Origin of the sequence: Faecalibacterium prausnitzii (assembly GCF_003324185.1) — a bacterium.
Lineage (GTDB): Bacteria > Bacillota > Clostridia > Oscillospirales > Ruminococcaceae > Faecalibacterium > Faecalibacterium prausnitzii.
In genome coordinates this window covers 236,098-261,197 of record NZ_PXUP01000001.1, presented here as the reverse complement: position 1 = coordinate 261,197, position 25,100 = coordinate 236,098, and the positions used below count along the sequence as shown (strand labels likewise).

Below are 25,100 nucleotides of genomic sequence, written 5' to 3'. Positions count from 1 at the left end.
CAAGGGCGAGAAAAAAGGATAACACCGCTATGCTTGTAACCATCAGACCTGCCCCCGGCGGCATCGGGGGCGTGATCGCCGCGCCGCCCAGCAAAAGCATGGCGCACCGCGCCGTGCTGTGCGCCGCGCTGGCCGTAGGGCGCTCTCACATCACCCATCTGGAATTCAGCAAGGACATCTCTGCCACCCTGTCCGCTGCCGCACAGCTGTGCGCCGCCGTGGACATCGGCGCGGACGATGCCACTGTGCAGGGGCTTGGGCATTTTCTGCCCCTGACCGCCCCGGTGGACTGCTGCGAAAGCGGCAGCACCCTGCGGTTTTTGATCCCCATTGCCAGCCTGACCGGCCAGCCGGTCACCTTTACCGGGCGCGGACGGCTGATGGAGCGCCCGCAATGCGTATACGAAACGTTATATCGTGAGCAGAATCTACGGTTTGAGCAGTCCCTCTCCGGGCTGACCGTGGAGGGTGCACTGACCCCCGGGGACTACCGGCTGGCAGGCAACGTGTCCAGCCAGTTCATCAGCGGGCTGCTGTTCGCGCTGCCTTTGCTGCCCGGGGACAGCCAGCTGCACCTTATTCCCCCCGTGGAGAGCCGCAGCTACATCGACATGACCCGCGCCGTACAGGCCGCCTTTGGGGTGCACAGCCGCTGGCTGGACGAAACCACCCTGCTGCTGCCCGGCGGGCAGCAGTACCACCCCTGCGACTACAACGTGGAGGGCGATTACAGTCAGGCCGCTTTCCCGGCGGTGCTGGGTGCGGTGTGCGGCGGGGTGACCATCACTGGCCTTGCACCGGATACTTTGCAGGGCGATGCCGCTATTCTGGACATCCTGCGCCGGTGCGGCGCGGTGTTCACCCGCACGGGCGACCGCGTCACCTTTGCAAAAGCACCCCTGCACGGGGTGGATATCGACCTTGCGGACTGCCCCGACCTTGGCCCCGTGCTGATGGTGCTGGGTCTGCTGTGCGAGGGCACCACCGTCATCCGCAACGCGGAGCGGCTGCGGTTGAAGGAGAGCGACCGCATCGCGGCCATGGAGGCCGAGCTGCGCGCCTGCGGCGGCGTGCTGGAAAGCGACGGCGGCACCATCACGGTGCACGGCTGTGCGGAGCGTCTGCACGCCCCTGCCGCCCCCCTGCACGGCCACAACGACCACCGGGTGGTCATGAGCCTTGCGGTGCTGGCTGCTGCCGCCGCACTGCCCCTGACCGTGGACGATGCCGAAGCCATCCAGAAGAGCTGGCCCGGCTTTTTTGCAGATGCAGCGCCGCTTGGCGTGGAGGTAGAAGATGCTTGATAAAACAAAACGTTATCTCGTAGTGGGTCTGGGTCTACTGGGCGGCAAGTACGCGCTGGAGCTGACCCGCGCAGGCTTCCATGTGGACGGCATCAACCGCAGCGAGGGACATTTGCAGTACGCGCTGGAGCACGGCTATATCGCCGGCGGTAAGACCCACGATTTTGAGGACCTTGTCCGGCAGGCCGACCATATCATCTTTGGCCTGTACCCCACCGCGCTGCTGGACTGGTTTGGCACCTACGGCCACCTGCTCAAGCCCGGGTGCATCTTTACGGATGTTTCCGGCGTCAAGACCGGCCTTGTGGAGCCGGTGCAGGCACTGTGCCCGGCAGGGGTGGAGTTCATTGCCAGCCATCCCATGGCAGGCCGCGAAACTTCCAGCGTGGAACACGCCGCCGAGGTGAATTTTGCCCCGGCAAACTTCATCATCACTCCCACCGAAAAGAACACCCCGGCGGGCATCCAGTGGGCAAAGGAGCTTGCCGAGGTGCTGGGTTTCAAGCATATCTGCACCCTGACCGTGCAGGAGCACGACCGGATGATCGGCTATGTCAGCCAGCTGTGCCACGCCATTGCCGTAAGCCTGATGTGCGCCAACGACAACTCCTCGCTGTGCGAATACACCGGCGACTCCTTCCGCGACCTGACCCGCATTGCACGCATCAACGACAAAATGTGGGCAGAGCTGTTTTTGTGGAACAAGCAGAACCTGATCAGCGAGATCGACCAGTTCGATTCCGCTTTGCAGGAGATGCGCGCCGCCCTTGTAGCGGACGACCGGGACAAGCTGGAACAGATGTTCCGCCTTTCCACCCAGCGCCGCGCCGCCTTTGACAAAAAGCTGCCGGAATAAACCGTGACGGAGGTATTGCCCCATGCCCAAGCAGGAAGGACAGAAATCCAAGCTGGTAACGCTGCTGCGCATCCTTGAGCAGCGCACCGACGAGACCCACCGCCTGAACGTGCCCCAGCTGGTGCAGCTGCTGGAAAATCAGGGCATTCTGGCCGAGCGCAAGAGCATTTACAGCGACATCGACACCCTGCGCAGTCTGGGCTACGACATCCAGCTGCAGCGGGGGCGCGGCGGCGGGTACTGGATGGCCAGCCGTGCATTCGAGCTTTCGGAGCTGAAACTGCTGGTGGATGCGGTACAGTCCAGCAGTGTCATCTCGGCGCGCACCAGCAAACGCATCATCCACAAGCTGGAAGCCCTCTGCTCCGACTATGAGGGCACCCAGTTGCAGCGTCAGGTGTATGTGGACGGACGCCCCAAAACCGACAGCCAGACCCTTTTGTACAGCATCGACGCGCTGCACACTGCCATCAACCGGGGATGTCTGGTGCAGTTCCGCTACAAGGGCAGCAGCGCCGTGCGCACCGTAAGCCCGTGGCAGCTGGCATGGGAAAACGGCTGCTATTACCTGATCGCCTATCAGGACGAAAAAGCACCCCCGGTACGCCACTACCGGGTGGACCGGATGGCCGGGGTGCTGGTGCTGGACGAGCCGCGCCGGGGCAAGGAGTTCTTCCGCACCTTCGACCTGCCCGCCTATCTGCGCAAGCACTTCAATATGTTCGGCGGCACCGAGTACCGGGTCACCCTGCGATGCGCTGCCGACCTTGAGCCGGTCATGCGGGAGCGCTTTGGCCGGGAGCCGGTGTTCTGCCCGGAGGACGCAGAGCACTTCCACTTTGACGTGCCCATCTGCGTCAGCCAGCAGTTTTTCGGCTGGGTGTGCGGCTTTGGCGGCAAGGTAGAGGTCACCGCCCCCGCCGCCGTCCGCGCTCAGCTGCACGAGATGGTGCAGAGCCTTGCGGAGCAGCATGAATAAACAGAAAGGGTTCCGGAAACGCCTGCGGGCGTTTCTGGAACCCTTTTTCCTATCAATTTTTCCTTATTCCTCAAATTCCAGATCGCTGGGCTGGATGAGGTCAAGCTCTGCGGCGGGCTCGGCGATGAGGCGGCGGCTCTGGTTGAAGATGGCCTTTTCCAGCGTGTTGCGCGCCAGACGGCCGTTGCCGGCGGTGCGGCTGTCCAGCGCCTGACGGCGCTTATAGTAGCCCAGCAGCGGGAAGGTGCAGCCCTCGGCAAGGCGGTAGCCCTTGCCCTTTGCCAGCACGGCGGTGATGTCCAGCAGCTCGTCTGCGGTGTAGTCCGGGAACTCGATCTTGTTGGGGAAGCGGCTGGCAAGGCCGCTGTTGGCGGTGAGGAATACCTCCATCTCCTTGGTGTAGCCCGCAAGGATGACCACCAGCTCGTCCCGGTGATCCTCCATGCCCTTTACAAGGGTGTCGATGGCTTCCAGCCCAAAGCTGTCCTGCTGGCCGCGGTACAGGCTGTACGCCTCGTCAATGAACAGCACGCCCCCTAGTGCACTTTCGATGACGCTGTTGGTCAGCGGGGCGGTGTGGCCGGTGTAGCGCCCCACAAGGTCGGCGCGGGTCACCTCCACCAGCTGCCCGCCCCCCAGCGCGCCGATGGCCTTGAGGTACTTTGCCACCAGCCGGGCAATGGTGGTCTTGCCGGTGCCGGGGTTGCCGGTAAAGATCATGTGCATGGACAGGCTTGCGGTCTTGAAGCCTGCCGCTGCGCGGCGCTGCTGCACCTGTAAATTGTCTGCCAGACCGAACACATACTCCTTGACCGGGGCAAGCCCCACCAGCGCATCCAGCTCGGCGCGGATCTGCTCCACCGCGCCGGTGTAGGCCGCCGGAAGCAGGCTGAACAGGTCTGCCGGGGCGGCACCGTTCAGCGCAAATTGCAGCCCCTCGGGCGCGGCGGTCAGCGCCACCGTGCCGGACAGTTTTGCATCGGTCTGCAGGCAGTACTCGCTCAGAGCCCGGAAGATCCGCTCGCAGCAGTCTGCCAGCCCCTCTGCGCCCTTTTCCTTGGAGCACTGCGCCGCCACATAGTCCCGCACATCCGCCCCGGCGGCGAGGGTCAGACCCAGACGGCTGTTCACCCGCTGCGCCAGCGCGTTCAGCTGCTGCGCGGCCAGCGCCGCCAGCGCTTCCGGGGTAAAGGGGGCGGTCTGGCACACATCCCCTACCGCCGCCACAAAGGACGCGCCAAACTTATCTGCCAGCGCCTCCCGTCCCTTGCGGGAGAAGAAGATCAGGTACTTGCCGCAGGGGTCGATGCGGCTCACTGCGCCGGGGGCAAGGGCCGTGCCGGCTTCTACCAGAATGCCCTCCTTGTTGACCAGATACCGGCTGGACAGGGGAGCACTGCCCTTGACCGCAAGGTCGGAGAGAATGCGCAGAAAGCCGGGGTGGCAGCTCTCGTAGTGCTCAAACACCACGATCTCGCCCGGGGCGTGCAGGGCGGCGTAAAGGTCCTGCAAAAACAGCTTTTCCGCGCCGGGGTCGGGGTAAAGCGCAAGATCCATCACCGCCATCCGGTCGCTCTGCAAAAGCCCCCGCGCCGCCATGATGCGGGCAGTCTCCGCCAGTGCAAAGTGCCGCCCTGTGCCCGGAGCGCCCCACAGCAGGATCACATTGCGGGCGGCTGCGCCCTCGGTGCCCAGCACAAAGGGGCGGCGCATGGCCCGCACCACGCTGTCCACAAAGGCGTCCTGCCCGAGGACGGTCTTTTTCACCTCGGCGGCAAGGCCTTCAAAGCTGCCCAGCTGCTCCGGTTTTGTGTCTGCCGTGCCCTTGGCCAGCAGGCCGTCCGCTTCCATGTCCCGCAGCATCCGGCGGCTGTCCTCCAGCGCCGTCTGCACCCCGGCATCCTGCGCCTTCAGCCGGGCGTTCTGCTGCTTCAGCAATTCGTCCAGCTGCTTTTGTTGTTCCAGCAGCGCCGCGTTCAGGTCCGGCAGGCCGCTGCCCGCCGGTTTTTCGGGCTGCGGCTTTTCCGGCTGCGGCTGCGCGCCGCCGAACTTCAGTTTGCCGCCCGCGCCGAACACGCCGTTCATCAAGCTTTCCCAATCATCGGTGTATGCCATGGTGCTGCCCTCCATCGGTGTTTTTTCTTCCAGTATAGTGAACTGCGCGGCATTTTGCAAGCACAAAAAAGCTCCCCCTTTCGGGGGAGCTGATATCCGCGTCTATGCGGGGATCATGCTGTTTTCTCAGCCCTTGCAGCCCTGCTCTTCCCAGTCGCCGAAATCGTTGGCATCGGCGATCTTGGTGACGTCGATCTTGCCGTTCTCGTCCTTGGGGGCAACAGCGGGGCCGGCCTCCACGGGGTTGGCGTTCGGAGCTTCGGGGTCGTACACAGGGCGCTCTTCGGCGGTCTCCGGCTGGGTCTGGGGTGCGTTCTCAGCAGGGGCGGGTGCTTCCGGTGCGGCTTCCTCGGCAGCTTCTGCGGCGGCATCGGCAGCCTTTGCCTCTTCCTTGGCCTCGGCCTCTTCGTAGGCCTCGGCGGTCTTTTCGGCCTCCTCGGCGTCCTTTTCGGCTTCCTCCGGGAACTCGACCTCCTCCACATGGAGCGGGTCTTTCTGGTTCAGGATCTTGTCCAGCACCACGATGGCAGCGCCGGTGACGGCCACGGCAGCAGCCGTGCCAAGAATACGGAACAGAGTTTTCATACCAGAACCTCCTTGTTATCAAGAAACGTTAAGAGAACGTTACGACCTCTTCCAGGGGCTTTTCAGCGGGCTCTACCGACACGGCGGTCAGCACCGGGCCCTTGCCCCGGTAGATGTTGTGGAACTTGTAGCCCACCTTGGCAGTCACCCGCACCCAAGCGCGCTGTTCCAGCGCCTTGTAGCCATCGTAGCTGCAGGGGAAGCCCACGAACTGGATATCCTGCACGCAGCAGGTCATGGCAAAGCGGCCGGGCACAAAGCTGTTTTTGCCAGCACGGTTGGTCTGGCAGACCTGTGCCAGAAAGCGCACCGTCTTGCCGGTGTACTTCTGGGGCTCGTCCTGACAGTCCATGTACCAGATGCCAAAATCGTCATCCGGGATGTCGATGGGGTCAGCGTTGATATCAAAGGGCAGCGGGTCGGGAATATCATCGTAGGCTACGCTGCCGTCCTTGAACTCGTAGGCGATATCGCACTTGCGGGAGGCCTGCCGCACCAACTTGTGCAGCTCCTGCCGGGCGTCATCGTTGTTCACGGCTTCGGCGCGGTTGAACACGATCAGCTCGCTGCGGGCGATCTTGTCCAGCATCAGACTGCGCATGGAGTTGTCGCGGGCGTAGGTCAGAGCGGTGGTGCCGTCGGCGGTGGCGATGCACTGGTACACCAGCCAGTTCTCGGGCAGGGCATCCGCTAGATCCTGCAGCAGCCACATGCCGTTGTACTCGATGACCACGCGGCCTGCGTCTGCTTCCTTGCCCAGCTTTGCAAGGTTCTGGGGGTTCAGCTCGGACTTGTCCTCCAGCACCTTCACGGTCACGCCGGGGAAGGCGAACTTCTTCTCGTTGTACTCCTCTTCGCCCTCCTCGCAGATCAGCAGCAGGGTCTTGTCGCCGGAGTCGAAATTGGGGTCTTCAAAGGTCTCCTGAATAAACTTGGTCTTGCCGCTTTCCAGAAAGCCCACAAACAGGTAGACCGGGATCTCTTTTGCCATAATAAATGGTTGCTCCTTCTCTCAATAATGGGGTTCTCAGCAGCCGAACAGCTGGGCGATAGCGGTCTCGTTCAGCTTGGAGCCGATGACCACCAGCTTGCCGCCCACGTCTGCGCTGCGGCTGCGCACTTCCCACTCGCCGGGCACATAGTCGAACTCCAGCCAGCCGTCTGCGCCGCCGTCCACGATGCCCTTGCTGCGCAGGATCATGCCGTAATTGCCGGTATCCAGCTCGGTGAGGGCGTGCTCCACCTCAGCCTTGGTGAACTTGCGGGCCGTCTCCACGCCCCAGCTGGTGAACACTTCATCGGCGTGGTGGTCGTGATGATGATGACCGCAGCAGCAATGACCGTCATGGTCGTGGTGATGCTCGTGCTCCTCGTGGTCGTGGTCATGCTCGTCATGGTCATGGTGATGATGCTCATGCTCGTGCTCGTCGTCATCATCGTCATGATCGTGGTGGTGACCGCAGCAGCAATGGTCATCATGATCGTGCTCGTCGTGGTCGTGGTGATGATGCTCGTGCTCATCCTCGTCGTCATCATCGTCATCATGGTCATGATGATGGCCGCAGCTGCACACACCGTTCTCATGGTCGTGATGATGGTGATGCTCGTGCTCCTCTTCCTCGTCCTCGTGGGCGTGCTCCTCGTTGGCCTTGGCAGCCATGGCGATCAGCTCGGCCTTGAAGTCGTCCTTGGTGGACATGGCCTTCAGGATCTGCTCACCGGTCAGGTGATCCCATGCGGTGGTCACGATGGTGGCGGTGGGGTTCTTTTCCCGCAGCATTGCCACGGCGGCGGCGATCTTTTCCTCGCTGGCGGTCTGGGTGCGGCTGAGCAGGATGCAGCTTGCGTGGCTGATCTGGTCATCGTAGAACTCGCCAAAGTTCTTCATATACATCTTGACCTTGTTCACATCGGCCACGGTGACAAAGCTGTTCAGCTGCACGTCCAGATGCTCCGCCACGCCCTCCACGGCGCGGGTCACATCGCTCAGCTTGCCCACGCCGGACGGCTCGATGACGATGCGGTCGGGGTGGTACTGCTCCACCACCTGCTGCAGCGCGGTGCGGAAATCGCCCACCAGAGAGCAGCAGATGCAGCCGGCGTTCAGCTCGTTGATCTGGATGCCGCTTTCCTTCAGGAAACCGCCGTCAATGCCGATCTCGCCGAACTCGTTCTCGATCAGCACCACCTGCTGGCCTGCAAAGGCCTCGGTGATCAGCTTTTTGATCAAAGTAGTTTTGCCGGCGCCAAGGAAGCCGGAGAAGATATCGATTTTAGTCATGTTCCAAATGCCTCTTTCTTTTTATCGCAATATTCGCAATTGTTAGCGCAAAGGGCCGCAGAGTGCTGACCCAAAAATACTACACCTCTATTATAACAAGGCTGTCAATGGAAAACCGGCCTTTTTCAAGAAAAAATTGTAACTTTTTTTGCAAATTGACGGCGTTTTGGGGCGTGGACGAACTCCCTCAGTCAAAACCTGACGGTTTTGCCAGCTCCCTCTGGGAGAGAGCCTCTGGCGCACCCGCAAACTTTGCGCTTTAGCCGGAAACTGTACCGCTATGCCAAAGGCCCCATCTCAGAGGGGGCTGTCGCCGTAGGCGACTGGGGGAGTTCGCTCCTAAACCCTCCCCCGCATTGCATTCTTCCCCGCAGAATGATACAATAGCAGCAGCAAACCATCGCCGCCGGACGTTTTTCCGGCAAATGACAGAAAGAGGGCTTTTGTTATGAGTATGAACACAGTTCCCGAGCGTCTGGCCGCGCTGCGTGCCGCTATGAAGGCAAACGGCGTGGACGTTTATCTGATCCCGGTGGGCGACCCGCATTCCAGCGAGTATCTGCCCGACCACTACACCTCCCTGACCTACTTCTCCGGCTTCCACGGTGAGAACTCCAACTTTGTGGTCACCATGACCGAGAGCGCCGTCTGGGCAGACGGCCGGTACTTTGTGCAGGCAGAGAAAGAGATCGCCGGCACCGAGATCCAGCTGATGCGCATGGGCGAGCCGGGCGTGCCCACCGCCGAGGAATACTGCGGCAAGGTACTGCCCGAGGGCGGCACGCTGGGTCTGTGCGGCCTGACCGCCAACTGTGCACTGGTCAACAACCTGAAAAAGGAGCTGGAGTCCAAGCACGGCAGCATCAAGACCCTGTTCCTGGAGGACGAGCTGTGGGTGGAGGGACGTCCTGCCCGCCCGGCTACCCCGGCATGGATCTTACCCAAGGAGTACGCAGGCTTCTCCCCGGCAGAAAAGCTGGAGCAGCTGCGCGCAAAGCTGAAGGAGCAGGGCTGCACCGCCCAGCTGGTTGGCAAGCTGGATAATCTGGCTTGGCTTCTGAACCTGCGCGCCATGGATATCGAGTGCACCCCCTACGCCATGGCCTACTGCTATGTTACCCCCAGCCGCGCCGTGCTGTTCATCAATCAGGCGCGGGTCACCCCGGAGGCAAAGGCAGAGCTGGAAGCCAACGGCGTGACGCTGGCCGACTACGACAGCATTCTGGACGTGATGGCCGCCGAGACCGAGCCGCAGACCGTGCTGGCAGAAAGCGCTACCGTGAACTACGCCGTGTATCAGGTGTTGGAAAACAACCCCGCCCTGACCGTGAAGGACGCTGCCGACCCCCTGCTGGCCATGAAGGGCGTGAAGAACGAGGTAGAGCTGGCACACCTGCGCGAGTCCCATCTGCGGGACGCCGTTGCCATGGTGCGGTTCCAGATCGAGCTGGAGAACCGTCTGGCTTCCGGCGAACAGCTGACCGAGCTGACCGTGGACGAGATCTTGCACAAGTACCGCAGCGCGGACGACAAGTTCCTTGTGGAAAGCTTTGGTACCATTGCAGCCTACGGCGGCAACGCAGCCATGATGCACTACCACGCCACCCCGGAGGATCACGCCGTCTTGCAGCGCAAGGGCTTTTTGCTGGTGGACAGCGGCGCAACCTACATGGACGGCACCACCGACATCACCCGTACCTACCCGCTGGGCGAGCTGACCGAGGACGAGCGGCTGTTCTATACTTGGACGCTGCAGTGCCACATCGACATCGCCAAGGCCGTCTGGCTGGATTACTGCGACTGCCATATGCTGGACACCATCGCCCGCGAGCCGCTATGGCGTCACCTCATCAACTACCGCTGCGGCACCGGCCACAGCGTCAGCTTTGTGGGCAACGTCCATGAGGGCCCCCACGCTTTGAACGGCCGCAACACCACCCTGATGCGCCCGGGCATGATCGTCACCGACGAGCCCGGCGTGTACGAGGCCGGAGAGGTGGGCATCCGCATTGAAAACGAGATCGAGTGCTACCACAAGGCCGACAACCAGTACGGCACCTTCCTTGCCTTCCGTCCCCTCACCTTTGTGCCCATTGCCACCTCTCCCATCGTGCCCGGCGTGCTGGACAAGGAGCAGATCGCTTGGCTGAACGACTATCACCGCAAGGTGTTCGAGCAGCTGGCACCCCGCCTGACCGAGGACGAGCGCGCATGGCTGGCTGAGAAGTGCGCCGCCATCGGCTGCTGAAAGCAGCTGCCTCTTGTGCGTTGAAGTGTAAACTGCTATAAAAAATCCGAACGGTCTGAATCCTATATGGCACAGGGTTCAGACCGTTTTTTTGTAAAATATCTCTTTACGGCAAAACGTTCCTTGACATTATCGGTTTTATCCGATAAAATATAGATAGAAAGATTCGGTGTGAGGATGTAAAAATGCGGGGATATGATGTTGACTTCTTCATAAGGGAGAATGGCGATTGCCCGGTAAAAGAGTTTTTGCTCTCCCTTGACAAAAAGATGCGGGCAAAGCTTTTGGTGGAACTCGACCTGCTGGAAGAAAACGGTCCCCAGCTCAGAGAGCCCTATTCAAAGCATCTTGAGGACGGGATCTTTGAGCTTCGGGCAAAGCAGGGGTCGGACATCACGCGCGTGCTGTACTTCTTTTTTGTAGGAAAGAAAATCGTCCTTACAAACGGATTCACAAAGAAGACCCAGAAAACACCCCGCGCTGAGATAGCGACCGCGAAAAAATACCGTGCGGAATACATAGAGCGAAAGGAGAGTCTCTCATGAGTGATTTTAGAAAATTCCTTGATGAACAGCTTGAGGATCCGGAGTTCAAGGCTGAATGGGACGCTTTGCAGCCGGAACGCGCACTGGTTCAGGCCATGATCGATGCACGCAAACGCACCGGCATGACGCAGCAGCAGCTGGCAGAAAAAACCGGCATCTCTCAATCCGACATCAGCAAATTCGAAACAGGCGGCGGCAACCCTTCCATCAAGACCTTGCAGCGTCTGGCGGCAGGCATGGGAATGATCCTTCAGGTTGAGTTCAAGCCTGTCACAAGCGCCCACTGAGCTGCGGACACGTTTCCGTTTTGACAGACATTGTTTTTGAAAATTGCGGTAGATCGTCTACCCTGCAAAGGAAACCGAACCATGATCTTTCACATTGCGATATGCAGTCCGGACGGGGCGCTGCGCAGCAGGCTGGAGCACCAGTGCATGGAGTTCTTTGCCCGACGGGAGGACGCCTGCATCGTGGAGCAGCTGCAAAGCCCGGAAGCGCTTTTGCAGCAGGATGCCGCCGGGCTGCGGTACGAGCTGTACCTCATCGAGCTTGCGGCGGTAGCCCGGCCCGAAGGGCTTACGGCGGCGGCAGAGCTGCGCCGCCGGGGCCGCCGCGCGCCGCTGGCTTTTGTGGCCCGCACCCCGGCGCACGCATACAGCGCCTACCGGGTGGACGCCATGCAGTATCTGCTGCAGCCGGTGCACCAGCCGGAAGTTTCTGCCCTGCTCAAGCGGGCGGTGGAGCCGGAATACGGCCCAACCCTTACCGTGACCACCGCCGACGGTGTGCGGGCGCTGACCTATGCCGAAATTGAATATCTGGAATGCACCCACCACATCGTGCACTTCCACCTGACCACCGGAGAGGATGTGGCCTCCCTCTCGCTGCGGGTGCCCTTTTCTGCGGTGGCGCAGCCGCTGCTTGCGGACGGCCGCTTTGTGCAGCCGCACCGCTCCTATGTGGTCAATCTGGAAGCAGTACAGCTGCTGTCCCCCGGCGAGGTACGGATGCGCAGCGGGGCACGCATCCCCATCCCCCGCGGGCGGGAAGCCGCCGTCCGGGAGGCTTTCTGCGCCCGGGTAGGGTAAAAAGCAAAAAGTCGCTGCACATTCGTGCAGCGACTTTTTTGTTTAACGATTTATTCTTCCTTATGCCGGGGCTTTTTGCGGCGGGCGTGCTTTTGGGGCTTGCGGCGGGGCTTTTTGCGGGAGGGCTCGGGCTGGACAGAGGCATCGTTCAGGCGGGACATTGCATCCAGCAAAGCACCCTGCAGGCTGTCCGAGGGTACCCCGCTCTCCGAAAAGGCGAACAGGAATTTGTAGATCTGGGGCTGCAGCTCCTCGTACAGCCCAAGGCGGGTGTACACCTCCTTGAACAGCTGAAAAATCTGTGTCTTGTTCTCTACGATGCCGCGCAGGTCGATCTGGGTATGGCAGAGGCTTTTGGGGTTCTGGATATAATGATACCCGGCCTCGGGGATGGAAACGAACACCTGTGCGTGCTCGAGATACCCCATGTTGAAGATCAGATCCTCCGCCCAGTGCACATCGGGCGCAAAGCCAAGCTGGTTCTGTGCAATGATCTCCCGGCGGTAGAGTTTGTTCCACAGCACGCCGTAGTAAAAGGAGGCGGGCTGCTGCATCAGGCGGCGGGCGTAGTCCTCCCGGCTGTAAACGCCCTGCGGCAGAAAGCCGTACTTATGCACCTCGGTCTTGGGGGCTTCCGGCTCGATGCCAAGGGAGGTCTGCAGCGTTTCCAGCGCGTGCCCGGTCTTGCTGGAGTTGGAGGGGATCACCATCCAGTACGGGGCGATCACAAGGTCGGCGTTGTGCTCCAAGGCAGCCTGCACAAGGTTCTGGGTGTAATCAGGGTCCAGTGCGTCATCACTGTCCGCAAACTGGATATAGTCGCCCTGCGCAAGGGTAAGCCCGGCATTCCGCGTGCGGGAAACACCCTCGTTCTCCTTATCCACCACCACGATGCGGGGGTCCTTGGCCCGGAACTGCTCACAGATGGCAAGGCTGTCATCCGTAGAGCCATCATTCAGCACGATGATCTCCAACTCCTGATAGGTCTGGCTGCAAATGCTTTCCAGACAGCGGGAAAGCCCCTTCTGGGCGTTGTATACGGGCACAATGATGCTGACGAGGGGGTTCGTCATGGCAGGGCCTCCTTTTTTGACGACAGAATTTGAGTATTATTATTATCATACTCCTGCGGCGCCCGGATTACAAGAGCGCCGCACTGTGGCAGTTTTGTGAAACCTTACGCCTGCGCCCAGTCCAGTGCAGTCCAGTCCGGCAGGAACTGGTCGCAGATGCGGCGCAAAGCGGGGGCGTCGGCGGCGCTGGTGGTGTCCTGAATGCCCACCAGATAGAAGCCGGCGTCGTGGGCGGTCTGGGCAGCGTAGAGCGCGTCCTCGCACACGGCGCACCCGGCGGGCTCCGTGCCGCCAAGGCGGTGCAGCGCTTCCATAAAGGGGGCGGGGCTGCTCTTGCTCATAGCACCCCGCGCCTCAATGTAAAAATCAAAGTATTCGTCGATGCCAAGGCGGGTCAGCACGGTGCGGCACTGGCTGCTCCATGTGTTGGAGCAAACGCACATCCGTGCGCCCTCGGCCCGCAGCCGGGCAAGGGTGTCCCGCACGCCGGGCTTCAGTTCCACCTTCTCGTACAACTGGGCGATCACCTCGCGCATCACGTCCAGATAGCCGTTCCTGTCCAGCGGCAGCGCATACTCCCGGATGAGGTACTGTGCGCCGTCCTCCATGCCCATGGTCAGCAGGGTCTCGTGCAGGTCTGCCTTCGGGGTGCGGCCAAAGCGTGCCAGCAGCGCCTCCGGGGCGCCCTCCCATACCACCACCATGCTGTCGGTCAGGGTGCCGTCCATATCAAAGATCCATTGTTTGCAGTGCATACGTTCCTCCTGTTGTGCGCCCTCCGGGCCGCTTTTATACTCATCTCCGGTTAGTATAGCACGAAACTTTCACAGGAAAAAGGCATGATCTCTGAAAAATCGGGAGAATTTTACCTGAAAGTATGGTATAATTATAACAATTTTAGAAAATACCGGGAACGTGCACGGGAGGGCTTGATATGGAACGCAGAGAACCCACGCAAAAGGCGCTGGTGCTGGCAGGCGGCGGTGCGCGCGGCAGCTATCAGGTAGGCGTCTGGCGGGCTTTGATGGAGCTGGACTGGCACCCGCAGATCATCACCGGCACCAGCGTGGGCGGGCTGAACGGCGCCATGTTCGTGCTGGACCTGTACGAGACTGCCCGGGATATGTGGCTGACCATCCGCAGCCGGGATGTGATGGAGCTGCCGGAGGAAAACGCCGACCTTTCCGCCCTGCACCAGTTTCTGCGCCGGGTGGTAAAGGAAGGCGGCATGGATGTGACCCCGCTGGAGGAGATCGTGGAGCGGGTGCTGGACGAGGACGCGCTGCGGGCAGCGCCCATCCGGTTCGGCATCGTGACGGTGGAGCAGCGCGGGCTGCGCCCCCGGGAGCTGACGCTGGAGGATATCCCTGCCGGGCAGGTACGGGACTACCTGATGGCTTCGGCGGCCTGCTTCCCCGCATTGCGGGCGCGGCAGATCGACGGGGTAAAGTTTCTGGACGGCGGGTACAGCGATAATATGCCCACCGGCCTTGCCAAGACCATGGGCGCAGAGGAGCTGGTCTGTGTGGATCTGGAAGGCGTGGGCATCACCCGCCCCAACCTGACCGGCCTGCCCACCACCATGATCCGCAGCTACTGGGAGCTGGGCGATATCCTGCACTTCGACCCCGACACCGCCAAGCGCAACATGGAGCTGGGCTACTACGACACCCGCCGCGCCATGGGATACCTGCGGGGCTGCGCTTATGCTGTATCCTGTGACGCCCAGAGCTGCGAGGATGCCGCCGCTTTTGCCCAGAAGTTTAGTCAACTGCAAAAGGCCGTGCGGGAAAAATATCCCGTGACCCTGACGGCAGATGTGGCTCTTAAACTGGCCAATATGACAAAGGACGCCCAGCTTGCCCCGCTGGAAGCCGCCGCCGAGGACGCCGGGGTAGACCCCACCCATTTCTACACCACCCGGACGCTGGCCGAGGCGTTTCTGGCCGCGTGCGACAAAGAGCGTATGGAAAGCTTTGCCCCGCTGTTCACGGGCAGCAGCACCGCCGGGCAGGCGGCGCTGGCCGCTTTGCTGCCCAATACATTCTTACAGGCGCTGGTGTGGCGCACTTTGACCGCACCGGCTTTGCCGGAGGTGACAGAAGATGAAGGTTTATAAAGGCGTATCCGCATCCCCCGGACTGGTGCTGGGTCAGGTGAGCCGACTGGAACATCATGTGGAGACCTTCAGCCACGGCCCTTTCAACCCGGAGCGGGAGCTGCGGCTGCTGGCAAATGCCGTGCACACGGCGCAGAATGAACTGGACTCCATGGCGGAGCGCGCCGCCCCCACCGAGCAGGCCATCTTTTTGTTCCAGAGCATGATGCTGGACGACGAGGGCATGATGAACGAGGTGCGCTTTTGCATCAATGCGGGCATCAGCGCCTCGGCGGCGATGCATCAGGTGGGACAGCGCTACGCCGACCAGCTTGCCAACATGAAGGATAACCCCTATATGCAGTTGCGCAGCGTGGATATTCTGGACGCCACCCGCCGGGTGATCAATATCCTGACCAACCGCCCCCGGGTGTGGCTGGCGCTGGATCATCCGGTGATCCTTGCCGCCGACCGGCTGATGCCCACCGACCTGTTCAGCGTGCCCTCCGGCATGATCTTGGGCGTCATCACCGCCGAGGGCAGCGGCCAGAGCCATGCCGCCATCATTGCCCGGGCAATGAACATCCCGGGCATCGTGCAGGTGGGCAAGGATTTTCTGGACGACTGCGACGGCCGCACCGTCATTCTGGACGCAACCAACGGCAACTGCATCCTTGACCCGGACGCCTCCGCCCGCCAGCAGGCAGAGGCCAGCATCTGCCAGCTCCAGCGCGAGGACGCGGAGATGAAGCAGCTGCACAGCCTGCCGGATGAAACGCGGGACGGCGAACCCTTTGAGCTGCTGGCAAACTGCTTCGGCCCGGAGGATATCGACACCGCCATGCAGTCCGGTGCCAAGGGCGTGGGGCTGCTGCGCAGCGGCTACATGATGCTGCCCGGGCGCATTCTGGACGAGCAGGAGCAGTATTTCTTCTACTGCTCCTGTCTGGCAGCGGCAAACGGCTGCCCGGTGACCGTGCGCACCTTCGACTTTGGCTCCGACCGCACCGTGGCCGATGCCAATCAGGGGCCGCAGTCCTCCAAGCTTGGCCTGCGCGGCATCCGCAACAGCCTGCGCCAGCCCCAGCAGTTCCAGACCCAGATCTGCGCCTTGCTACGCGCCGCTGCCCGGGGGCCGCTGCGGGTGATGTTCCCCATGGTGACCGATGTAGAGGACTGGGACGCCGCCATGAGCATTGTGGAGCACTGCCGCCAGAGCCTGCGGGAGCGGGGTGTGCCCTTTAACGAGAACACCCAGTTCGGCGTGATGCTGAGCATCCCCGCCGCCTGCCTGACCGTGGAGGACTTTGTAGCCCACGGCTGTGATTTTCTGGTCATCGGCACCAACGACCTGACCCAGTACACCCACGCCGCCGACCGGGAGCTTGCCAGCGCGGAGCACTACTACCGCCCCGCCAGCCCGGCCATGAAAAAGTTGATCACCATGGTGATGGATGCCGCCAGCGCGCACCACGTCCCGGTGACCATCTGCGGCCTTGCCGTGGGCAACCCCGCCAACACGGCGCAGTACCTGCACCTCGGTCTGCGCAGCTTCTCGGTAAGCCCCCAGAACCTGCTCAAGGTAAAGCGAGCCCTGCTGGACACCGATGCCCACCCGGATGCAGGGGAAAACGGCTGAAAATGCTTTTACAAAACGTAATATAACGTAAAATAATAAGAGGCTGTTGCACAAACCCCTGTGCAGCAGCCTCTTTCGCTCTTTTTTGTTATAGCTGTCGTTTTTCTTTACGACCCCCTTCCGTGAAAAAGCACCCCGGGAAAATCCGCAGATTTTCCCGGGGTGCCAATTTTAAATAATTATTCCGCTGAAGATGGTCAGAGCAAAGCGGAGACCATTTAAATCGTCAAGCGTCTTACTCCAGATTCCCCGTCAGGGTCATGACAGCGGAGAGCACCGCCAGCGGGGCGGTCTCGCAGCGGAGGATGCGGGGGCCAAGGCCCACCGTTTTTGCCCCGGCCTTGGCGGCCATTTCGGCCTCCTCGGCGGCAAAGCCGCCCTCGGCGCCGGTCACGATGGCAAGGCGCAGCTTTTGCCCATCGGCGGGCTTTGCCTCGGCCAGCAGCTGACGCAGGGGTGCGCCGCCGCACTCGTAGCAGAACAGCACAAGGTCGTACTGGTCAAAGCTGCGGCACACCGCCCCAAAGTTCGGCAGCGGCAGGGCTACGTTTGGCAGAACGCCCCGGCCGCACTGCTTGGCGGCTTCCAGCGCAATGCGGTTGTAGCGCTCGTTCTTCTGCTCCTCCTTTTTGGGTGCAGCCACGCAGTAGCGGCTGAAGAAGGGTACGATGTGGGCAGCGCCCAGCTCCACCCCGTGCTTGATGATCTGTTCCAGCTTGTCCTGCTTGGGATAGCCCGCCAGCAACGTCACCTCCACGGTGGGCTCGGCGGCGCTGGGGTAGCCCGGCTCTACGGCAAAATCCACCCTGTCCTCCCCAAAGCCGGTGATGGTGGCGGTGTACTCTACGGCGTTGCCGTCGCAGAGAATGACGGTATCCCCCGGCTTTGCCCGCATCACCCGGGCAAGGTGATGGGCGTCCGCACCCCGCAGGGTGGCGGTGCCGTCAGAGATCTCAGTGGTAAAGTAGCGGTGCGGCATACTGTGCGCTCCTTCTTATAATATTTGAATCTCAGGCCTTTTTGCAGACGATGCACTCCCAGCCGCGCTTTTCCTTGACTTCCACCACGGCGAGACCGGCTTTTTCCAGCCCAGCGATTACCTCGTCCTTGCGGCTGTCGATAATGCCGCTGGCAATAAAGGTGGCACCCTCGGCCATCAGGCCGGGCACGGCGGGCGCAAGGCTGAGGATGGCGTTTGCCACGATGTTGGCAGTGATGATATCATAGGTGCCGCTGGCCTTGTCGGACAGGTCGCCCACCAGCACGGTCAGCTTATCCTGCACGCCGTTCAGGGCTGCGTTCTCCCCGGCGGTACGCACCGCCACGGGGTCGATGTCCACACCCTCGGCGCTGGCAGCGCCCAGCTTGAGGGCGGCAATGGCAAGGATGCCGCTGCCGGTGCCGATATCCAGCACCCGCTCACCGCCGCGCACCTGCTCGTCCAGCGCCTCAAGGCAAAGGCTGGTGGTCTCGTGACCGCCGGTGCCGAAGGCAAGGCCGGGGTCAAGGATCAGCTTTACCCGGTCGGTATCGTACTGCTGCCACGAGGGCACCACAGCCAGACGGCTGCCGATCTCCATGGGGTGGTAGTATTTGCGCCAGCCGTTCTGCCAGTCCTCCTGCTCCACGCCCTCGGTCTCCACGGTGTAGGGGATGCCGGCGGCTTCCATGCGGGCGGCGATGAGCGCCAGCGTCTCCACCTGAGAAGCGCCCGGCTCCAGATACAGATGGATGATCACGGTATCCCGGGGCTTGTCCAGCAGCTCCTGCTCGATCAGGTCCACATGGGCGATCTCGGCCACCTGCTGCTCGATGTCGCTGTAATCCTCGATGTAGATGCCGCCCTCGGCGATCAGGGTGGCAACGGCTTCGGCGTTTTCGGCATCAGCCTTGGCCACGGTCAGGCGGATATCGGTCCATTCCATAGTACAAGTCTCCTTTTTTATCCTTGCCCTTCCGGCAGTGCCGGAGGGAAAAATTCTGTTACCTGTATAGTACCCGATTCTGCGCCCGGATGCAAGCCCCTTGGCAAAACCGGCGGCGCTGGTACAATGTTTGCACAGATTGACTTTCGGTAAAACATTCGGTATGCTATACTGGACAGGACAAAAACGTGATGCTGCGCAAAGGAGCATCGGAAAGGGATCTTTATCGTATGTGTACTAAAACCTTCACATGGCGGCTGCTCACCGGCCCCGAGCTGACCGGGGTGTATCTGAACGAAATGCGCCGGGACTTCCCCGCCGGGGAGCTGAAGCCCCTGAGCATGATCCTGACCAGCGAAGCGGAGGGCACCGCCCACACATGGGGCGTGTTTGACGGCGACACGCTGGCGGCTTATCTTTTGATGGTGCGGCCGGAGGGCTGCCGGGTGAGCCAGCTGGATTATTTCGCCGTGGTACCCGCCTACCGCGCCCACGGCATCGGGGCGCAGCTGCTGGCACAGCTGCCCGCCCAGGAGGGCGATGCCGAAGCGATTTTGATCGAGGCCGAGATGCCGGAAAAGGCCGAAGACGCCGCTATGGCCGTGCGGCGTCTGGGCTTCTACGCCCGCTGCGGCGCATGGGACACCCACTACACCGAGCATCTTTTTGACGCATGGTTCCGTATTCTGGTGCTGGACTGCCCGGGCTGCGCCTCCCTTGCCCCGGAGGCTGTGGTAGAGGCACTGGCCGACTGCTACCGCCGCACCATCAGCCCCACCCAGTGGCAAAAGCACGTTCAGTTCTTTGCCCCGGATGGCAGTGTGTGCGGGTAACCAAACCATCAGATGCGCAGGGCGCGGAGGAAGCTTCCATGAGTGAATTTTCACATCTGAAAAACAAGCTGCTGGCCGAGCAGGTGGAGGACCAGATCTACCATTATATTCTGGACGAAGCGCTGGAGCCGGGCGCAAAGCTGCCCAACGAGTTTGCGCTGGGCGAAAAGTTCCGGGTGGGGCGCAGCACCATCCGCGAAGCGGTCAAGCTGCTGTCCAGCAAGGGCATCGTGGAGGTGCGGCAGGGCTCCGGCACCTATGTGGTGACCACGGTCAAGGGGCTTTCCGACCCGCTGAACCTGCGCAGCGTGCAGGACAAGAATGCACTGGCCTTTGATCTGGTAAACGTCCGTCTGCTGCTGGAGCCGGGCATTGCGGAAATGGCCGCGCAGAACGCCACCCCGGAGGATATTGAGCGACTGCGGCGGCTCTGCGAGCGGGTGGAGACCAAGATCCACGAGGGCGACCGCTACATCGAGGACGACATTGCCTTCCACACCTGCATCGCCGAGAGCAGCAAAAATCTGGTGGTAGGGCAGCTGATCCCGGTCATCGATACAGCGGTGATGATGTTCGTGAACGTCACCCACAAAAAGCTCATCGACGAGACCATCATGACCCACCGCATGATCACCGAAGCCATTGCCAACCACGACCCCATCGGCGCAAAAGCCGCCATGGTGATGCACCTGAACTTCAACCGCAGCTACATCAAAAAGGTCTACGATGGCGAGGACCCGGATGACGGCACCATCGGCATGGCGGCGTATGTCAATTGATACACAAAACTGATTGAAAATGCGCTCCGCTTTGCTCTGCGCATAATCAGCGGAAAAATATTTTTTATAGAGCAATGCCGGAGCGTCTGCGGACGCTCCGGCATTGCATTTTCACGGGTGGGGTCGTGAAGGGAAGCGGCAGCTGCAGCGCCGCTTTCTACGAAAGCGCGGCGCTGCCGGAAAGGCTTTGACTGAGAGAGTCCCTCCCAAAGTCATCAGATGATTTTTCTCCCGCGTTTTTGCCAAAAGCAGCTTTGACGGCCGATTTTGGGCAAAATTCGCCCGGATTTGGGCAGTGTGCATGATGTATCCCAGAGTTTTTGCACAAAAAGTAGGACATACCCGTGACAACTTGCAAAGAGACGTCTGCGGATTTACAATAAAGCCACAAAAAGGTCCCGCAGAAAAAGGACGGAAGCAAGCAGTATTTGGAGGTAATGAATATGGAGTTGCGTTCACAGGAAGTCCGCACTTTAGCACCCGAGAACGACCCCCTGAAAATGGGTATGGGCTGGAAGGTCGAGGACCTTTCCAAGCCCCAGATCATGGTGGAGAGCACCTTCGGCGACAGCCACCCCGGCAGCGCCCATCTGGATCAGTTCGTCAAGGAGGCTGTGCAGGCGGTCAACGACAACGGCGGCAAGGCTGCCCGCTACTTTGCCACCGATATGTGCGATGGCATCGCACAGGGTCATGACGGCATCAACTACTCGCTGCCCCACCGTGACGCCATTGTGAATCTGGTGGAAGCACAGGCCAACGCCAGCGTCTATGACGGCGGTGTGTTCATCGCCAGCTGCGACAAGTCCGTGCCCGCCATGCTCATGAGCATCGGCCGTTTGAAGGACATGAGCGCCATCGTGGTCACCGGCGGCGTCATGGAAGCCCACACCCTGCCCAAGGAGTATGTGGTCAACGACCCCGCCTGCGCCATCAACGAGTTGCTGACGCTGGAGCAGATCGGCAAGTTCGACGCATGGGAAAAGACCGGCGTCATCCCCAACAGCCAGCTGGATTACTACAAACACAACGCCTGCCCCAGCTGCGGTGCCTGCTCCTTTATGGGCACCGCCTCCACCATGCAGATCATGGCCGAGGCACTGGGCCTGATGCTGCCGGGCACCGCCCTGATGCCCGCCACCGCCCCGGAGCTGAAGCAGGCCGCCTACGATGCCGGCAAGCAGCTGATGGAGCTGGTCAAGAAGGGCATCACCGCCAAGGATATCGTGACCAAGAAGAGCTTTGAGAACGCCATCATGGTGCACGCCGCCATCTCCGGCTCCACCAACGCCACCATGCACCTGCCCGCCATCGCGCATGAGTTCGGCATTGAGATCGACGCCGACACCTTTGACCGGATGCATCGCGGCGCACACTACCTGCTGAACATCCGCCCCTCCGGCGATTGGCCCGCACAGTACTTCTACTACGCAGGCGGCGTGCCCCGGGTGATGGAGGAGATCAAGTCCATGCTGCATCTGGATGTGATGACCGTCACCGGCAAGACGCTGGGCGAGAATCTGGAGGAGCTAAAGAAGAACGGCTTCTACCAGCACTGCGACGCCATTCTGGCGGAAAAGACCGCCGGTTTTGCCCGCCCGGTCAGCCGCGAGGACATCATCCACAGCTTTGACAACGCCAAGGGCACCGACGGCAGCATCGCCATCCTGAAGGGCAACCTTGCCCCGGAGGGCTGCGTCATCAAGCACACCGCCTGCCCCAAGAATATGTTTGAAGCTACCCTGCGCGCCAAGCCCTACGACAGCGAGGAGGCGTGCATCTCCGCTGTGCTGCACGGCGAGGTGAAGCCCGGCGACGCCATCTTCATCCGGTATGAGGGCCCGCGCGGCAGCGGTATGCCCGAGATGTTCTACACCGGCGAGGCCATCTGCGCCGACCCGAAGCTGGCTTCCAGCGTAGCCCTGATCACCGACGGACGCTTCTCCGGCGCAAGCCGCGGCCCGGTCATCGGCCATGTCAGCCCGGAGGCTGCCGTGGGCGGCCCCATCGCACTGGTAGAGCCGGACGACCTGATCCAGATCGACGTGCATAACCGCAAGCTGGCCATCGTGGGCGTGAAGGGCGAGCCCAAGACCCCCGAAGAGATGGACGCCATCCTTGCCGAGCGCCGCGCCAATTGGAAGCCCAAGGCTCCCAAGTACACCAAGGGTCTGCTGAAACTCTACTCTCAGCACGCCGTCAGCCCCATGAAGGGTGCATACATGGAGTAAACTACTCCGCATAAACAACAGAAAGTAAACTGTCCGGCGGGTTTTGCCGGACGGCTTGGATAAGTGCAACCAAAAATCACGAAACGGAGGAAATTTCTATGACAGCAGTTGCAACACCCGATGCGGCACGGCTGGTTTTTGCTGCCGTGGCAGGCCTGATCCTATTGCTCATTCTCATTATCAAGTTCAAGGTACACGCCATGATCTCCATCCTGATCGGTGCGGTGGGCATCGGCCTGATGGCCGGTATGCCTCTGTCCGACATCATCGGCTCGGTGAACGAGGGCATCGGCAACACCTTAAAGGGCATCGCTCTTCTGGTGGGTCTGGGCTCCATGTTCGGCGCCATTCTGGAAGAATCCGGCGGCGCACAGACCTTGGCTGTGACCATGGTGCGGAAGTTCGGTGACGAAAAGGCCGCGTGGGCACTGGGCATCACGGGTCTGGTGGTGGCCATGCCGGTGTTCTTTGATGCAGGACTTATCATCCTCATTCCGCTGGCCTTCTCTCTGGCAAAGCGCACCAAGCGCTCCGTACTGTACTACGTCATCCCCCTGCTGGCCGGTCTGGCGGTCGGCCACGCCTTCATCCCGCCCACGCCGGGTCCCGTTCTGGTGGCTACCATGCTGGGCGTTGACCTTGGCTGGGTCATCCTCGTCGGCATCTTCTGCGGCATCTTTGCCATGATCGCCGCCGGTCCCATCTGGGGCAGCATCTGCGGCAAAAAGTACATGGTTGAAGTCCCCGAGCACGTTGCACAGCAGGCAGACATTGACGAGAGCAAGCTGCCCAAGTTTGGCACCATCGTGGGCATCATCATGATCCCGCTGCTGCTCATCATCGCAAACTCCGTGGCAAAGGTAGTGCCCGCACTGGCAGGCATCCAGCCCGTTCTGGCCTTCCTCGGCGAGCCCTTCATGGCGCTGCTGCTGGCTACCATCGCTGCTATGTACCTGCTGGGCACCCGCCACGGCTACACTAACGCCCAGCTGGAAAAGATCATGACCAAGTCTCTGGAGCCCACCGGTATGATCCTGCTGGTCACTGCCTGCGGCGGCGTGCTGCGCTATATGCTGCAGAACTCCGGTCTGGGCGATGTCATCGGCAACGCCGTGGCAAACGCCAGCCTGCCGCTGGTTCTGGTAGCCTTCATCGTGGCTGCTCTGGTGCGCATCTCGGTGGGTTCCGCTACCGTGGCTATGACCATGGCAGCAGGCATCATCTCCGCCATGCCCGGCCTCAGCGCGCTGAGCCCGCTGTACCTTGCCTGTGTCACCGCTGCCATTGCAGGCGGCTCCACCGTCTGCTCCCACTTCAACGACTCCGGCTTCTGGCTGGTGAAGAGCCTTGTGGGTATGGACGAAAAGACCACCCTCAAGACCTGGACCATCATGGAAACGCTGGTCGGCGGCGTGGGCTTCCTGGTAGCCCTCATCATCTCCTTCTTTGCCTGAGCGCCTGTCCGGGGCCTGCACCCCGGGATAAGCGTTGGGAGATCTCCTTATTCATTTACCTCGTTACCTCCTTCAAAAACAGCCGCTCCGGGTGCGCCCGGAGCGGCTGTTTTGTGTCCAGAAAAAACTGGGAGAGATAAAAAACGGAACGGCTGCAGACGTTCCGTTTTTTATGGGATCAATGCTTTTATCCTCTCTCCGTAAACCTCGGTGAACACCCGGCGCAGGGTGGCAATCTCCGGGCGGGGATCGTCCCGCAAGGTCAGCAGAACGGTGTCCGGCAGGGGCAGCCATACCTGCCGGTACCACGCTGCCGGGTAGGCAGAGTATCGCATGGGGAACAAAAACATCCCGCGCCCGGCCAGCAGCTCGGTGTAGACATGGGCGTAGTTTTCCACGCTGCGCCATTCCATGGTGGAAAACGGCATTCCGGGCTGGACGCCTGCATAGTCCACAATCTCCTGATACAGCGGCTCGTAGTACACCCGCTGTCCTGCAAGGTCTGCCAGCTGCAGGCTCTCGCGGGGGTAAAGCGGATGTTCCGGCGCGAGCGCCAGATAAAAGGTGTTGTGCATGATGGGGGTACGCTCCACCTCCGGCTGCGCCGACCCGAAGGGCAGGACCACGGCGGCGTCCGCCTCGGTGCAGAGCATCAGATGGGCGTTCATCCGCGGCGGGGCGGTGTCCACCCGGAACTCGTGCCCGGGCAGCACGGTGTGCAGCCGCTCCATCAGCACCGGGTAGATGGGGTCGTGCTGCAGCAGCACCGGCGGCAGGCGCAGGGTGAGGGTGTGCCCGGCAGAAAAGCCCTTCAGCGCGGTGCGGGCGTTCAGGATGCCCCGGTACAGCTGCTCTGCGTGAGGCACAAAGGCGCGGCCTGCCGCCGTCAGCACCACACGGGTGGTGCTGCGCTCGAACAGCGTCAGATCCAGCTCTTTTTCCAGACTGCGGATCTGGTAGCTGAGTGCGGGTTGGGTGCAGTACAGCTCCTTTGCGGCGGCGGTAAAGTTCAGTATGCGCTGCACGGTCAAAAAACACAGCAGCTGATGGTCGTTCATGGCTGGGGC

The 25,100-nt window shown here is 61.3% G+C and carries 22 protein-coding genes; 13 read left to right on the top strand and 9 right to left on the bottom strand.

Translation table 11 applies throughout. From position 1 onward, the window contains the following. The first annotated feature begins 29 nt into the window (after positions 1–29). The 3 genes from aroA to C7J97_RS01180 are packed head-to-tail and all read left to right on the top strand — an operon-like array spanning position 30 to position 3,139. Positions 30–1,304, top strand: a complete 1,275-nt coding sequence (gene aroA, locus C7J97_RS01190; protein WP_113991801.1) for a 3-phosphoshikimate 1-carboxyvinyltransferase — start codon at positions 30–32, stop codon at positions 1,302–1,304. Next, positions 1,297–2,160, top strand: a complete 864-nt coding sequence (locus tag C7J97_RS01185) for a prephenate dehydrogenase (protein WP_097782864.1) — start codon at positions 1,297–1,299, stop codon at positions 2,158–2,160. The genes aroA and C7J97_RS01185 overlap by 8 nt, the downstream gene beginning before the upstream one ends. Before the next feature lie 22 nt (positions 2,161–2,182). After that, the gene (locus C7J97_RS01180) at positions 2,183–3,139 is read left to right on the top strand and encodes a helix-turn-helix transcriptional regulator (RefSeq protein WP_113991800.1); all 957 of its coding nucleotides are present in this window, start codon (positions 2,183–2,185) and stop codon (positions 3,137–3,139) included. Between the two features lie 63 nt (positions 3,140–3,202). Here the strand turns inward: C7J97_RS01180 and C7J97_RS01175 are convergent, their stop codons facing one another. The 4 genes from C7J97_RS01175 to C7J97_RS01160 all read right to left on the bottom strand — a co-directional run bounded on the left by C7J97_RS01175 (position 3,203) and on the right by C7J97_RS01160 (position 8,120). Then, positions 3,203–5,269 (bottom strand): AAA family ATPase, encoded by a 2,067-nt coding sequence (locus C7J97_RS01175; RefSeq protein ID WP_113991799.1) that lies wholly within the window; start codon positions 5,267–5,269, stop codon positions 3,203–3,205. Between the two features lie 111 nt (positions 5,270–5,380). Then, positions 5,381–5,839 carry a hypothetical protein gene (locus C7J97_RS01170; RefSeq protein ID WP_015537193.1) on the bottom strand — a complete coding sequence of 153 codons (459 nt, stop codon included), beginning with the start codon at positions 5,837–5,839 and terminating at the stop codon, positions 5,381–5,383. Between the two features lie 28 nt (positions 5,840–5,867). Then, positions 5,868–6,830: a TIGR03943 family putative permease subunit gene (locus tag C7J97_RS01165; protein WP_005921643.1), complete on the bottom strand. Its 963-nt coding sequence runs from the start codon at positions 6,828–6,830 to the stop codon at positions 5,868–5,870. Between the two features lie 36 nt (positions 6,831–6,866). Further along, a complete protein-coding gene (locus tag C7J97_RS01160) occupies positions 6,867–8,120 on the bottom strand; it encodes a CobW family GTP-binding protein (RefSeq protein WP_113991798.1) in 1,254 nt (417 codons plus the stop codon). 448 nt (positions 8,121–8,568) lie between these two features. On the opposite strand from C7J97_RS01160, the gene C7J97_RS01155 reads away from it, so the two are divergent. The 4 genes from C7J97_RS01155 (at position 8,569) to C7J97_RS01140 (ending at position 12,001) form a co-directional block, all read left to right on the top strand. Continuing rightward, on the top strand, positions 8,569–10,368 hold the full coding sequence (locus C7J97_RS01155; RefSeq protein WP_113991797.1) for an aminopeptidase P family N-terminal domain-containing protein: 1,800 nt from the start codon (positions 8,569–8,571) through the stop codon (positions 10,366–10,368). A 185-nt stretch (positions 10,369–10,553) separates the two neighbouring features. Beyond that, on the top strand, positions 10,554–10,913 hold the full coding sequence (locus tag C7J97_RS01150) for a type II toxin-antitoxin system RelE/ParE family toxin (protein ID WP_113991796.1): 360 nt from the start codon (positions 10,554–10,556) through the stop codon (positions 10,911–10,913). Beyond that, positions 10,910–11,200, top strand: a complete 291-nt coding sequence (locus tag C7J97_RS01145; protein ID WP_112091669.1) for a helix-turn-helix domain-containing protein — start codon at positions 10,910–10,912, stop codon at positions 11,198–11,200. The genes C7J97_RS01150 and C7J97_RS01145 overlap by 4 nt, the downstream gene beginning before the upstream one ends. 81 nt (positions 11,201–11,281) lie before the next feature. Next, entirely contained in the window at positions 11,282–12,001 is a 720-nt protein-coding gene (locus tag C7J97_RS01140; protein WP_113991795.1) for a LytR/AlgR family response regulator transcription factor, read from the top strand. A 50-nt stretch (positions 12,002–12,051) separates the two neighbouring features. Here the strand turns inward: C7J97_RS01140 and C7J97_RS01135 are convergent, their stop codons facing one another. Then, the gene (locus C7J97_RS01135; RefSeq protein ID WP_113991794.1) at positions 12,052–13,074 is read right to left on the bottom strand and encodes a glycosyltransferase; all 1,023 of its coding nucleotides are present in this window, start codon (positions 13,072–13,074) and stop codon (positions 12,052–12,054) included. 104 nt (positions 13,075–13,178) lie between these two features. After that, entirely contained in the window at positions 13,179–13,829 is a 651-nt protein-coding gene (locus tag C7J97_RS01130) for an HAD family hydrolase (protein ID WP_005921630.1), read from the bottom strand. Positions 13,830–14,008: 179 nt separating this feature from the next. On the opposite strand from C7J97_RS01130, the gene C7J97_RS01125 reads away from it, so the two are divergent. Further along, a complete protein-coding gene (locus C7J97_RS01125) occupies positions 14,009–15,193 on the top strand; it encodes a patatin-like phospholipase family protein (RefSeq protein ID WP_113991793.1) in 1,185 nt (394 codons plus the stop codon). Then, positions 15,180–16,811 carry a phosphoenolpyruvate--protein phosphotransferase gene (locus C7J97_RS01120; RefSeq protein ID WP_113991792.1) on the top strand — a complete coding sequence of 544 codons (1,632 nt, stop codon included), beginning with the start codon at positions 15,180–15,182 and terminating at the stop codon, positions 16,809–16,811. Before C7J97_RS01125 ends, C7J97_RS01120 begins: the two co-directional genes overlap by 14 nt. 235 nt (positions 16,812–17,046) lie before the next feature. Here the strand turns inward: C7J97_RS01120 and C7J97_RS01115 are convergent, their stop codons facing one another. After that, positions 17,047–17,790 (bottom strand): RsmE family RNA methyltransferase, encoded by a 744-nt coding sequence (locus tag C7J97_RS01115; RefSeq protein ID WP_113991791.1) that lies wholly within the window; start codon positions 17,788–17,790, stop codon positions 17,047–17,049. Between the two features lie 31 nt (positions 17,791–17,821). Further along, positions 17,822–18,736 carry a 50S ribosomal protein L11 methyltransferase gene (gene prmA, locus C7J97_RS01110; RefSeq protein ID WP_113991790.1) on the bottom strand — a complete coding sequence of 305 codons (915 nt, stop codon included), beginning with the start codon at positions 18,734–18,736 and terminating at the stop codon, positions 17,822–17,824. A 230-nt stretch (positions 18,737–18,966) separates the two neighbouring features. Between prmA and C7J97_RS01105 the strand changes: the two genes are divergently transcribed. The 4 genes from C7J97_RS01105 to C7J97_RS01090 all read left to right on the top strand — a co-directional run bounded on the left by C7J97_RS01105 (position 18,967) and on the right by C7J97_RS01090 (position 24,033). Next, positions 18,967–19,569, top strand: coding sequence for a GNAT family N-acetyltransferase (locus tag C7J97_RS01105; RefSeq protein WP_113991789.1), 603 nt, complete (start codon positions 18,967–18,969; stop codon positions 19,567–19,569). Positions 19,570–19,607: 38 nt separating this feature from the next. After that, a complete protein-coding gene (locus C7J97_RS01100; protein WP_044959854.1) occupies positions 19,608–20,348 on the top strand; it encodes a FadR/GntR family transcriptional regulator in 741 nt (246 codons plus the stop codon). 449 nt (positions 20,349–20,797) lie between these two features. Then, positions 20,798–22,579 (top strand): dihydroxy-acid dehydratase, encoded by a 1,782-nt coding sequence (gene ilvD / locus C7J97_RS01095; protein WP_435387766.1) that lies wholly within the window; start codon positions 20,798–20,800, stop codon positions 22,577–22,579. A gap of 98 nt (positions 22,580–22,677) precedes the next feature. After that, a complete protein-coding gene (locus C7J97_RS01090) occupies positions 22,678–24,033 on the top strand; it encodes a GntP family permease (protein WP_005921612.1) in 1,356 nt (451 codons plus the stop codon). 170 nt (positions 24,034–24,203) lie between these two features. Here C7J97_RS01090 and C7J97_RS01085 read toward each other — a convergent pair whose 3' ends face one another. Further along, entirely contained in the window at positions 24,204–25,091 is an 888-nt protein-coding gene (locus C7J97_RS01085; RefSeq protein WP_113991788.1) for a LysR family transcriptional regulator, read from the bottom strand. Positions 25,092–25,100: the final 9 nt, after the last annotated feature.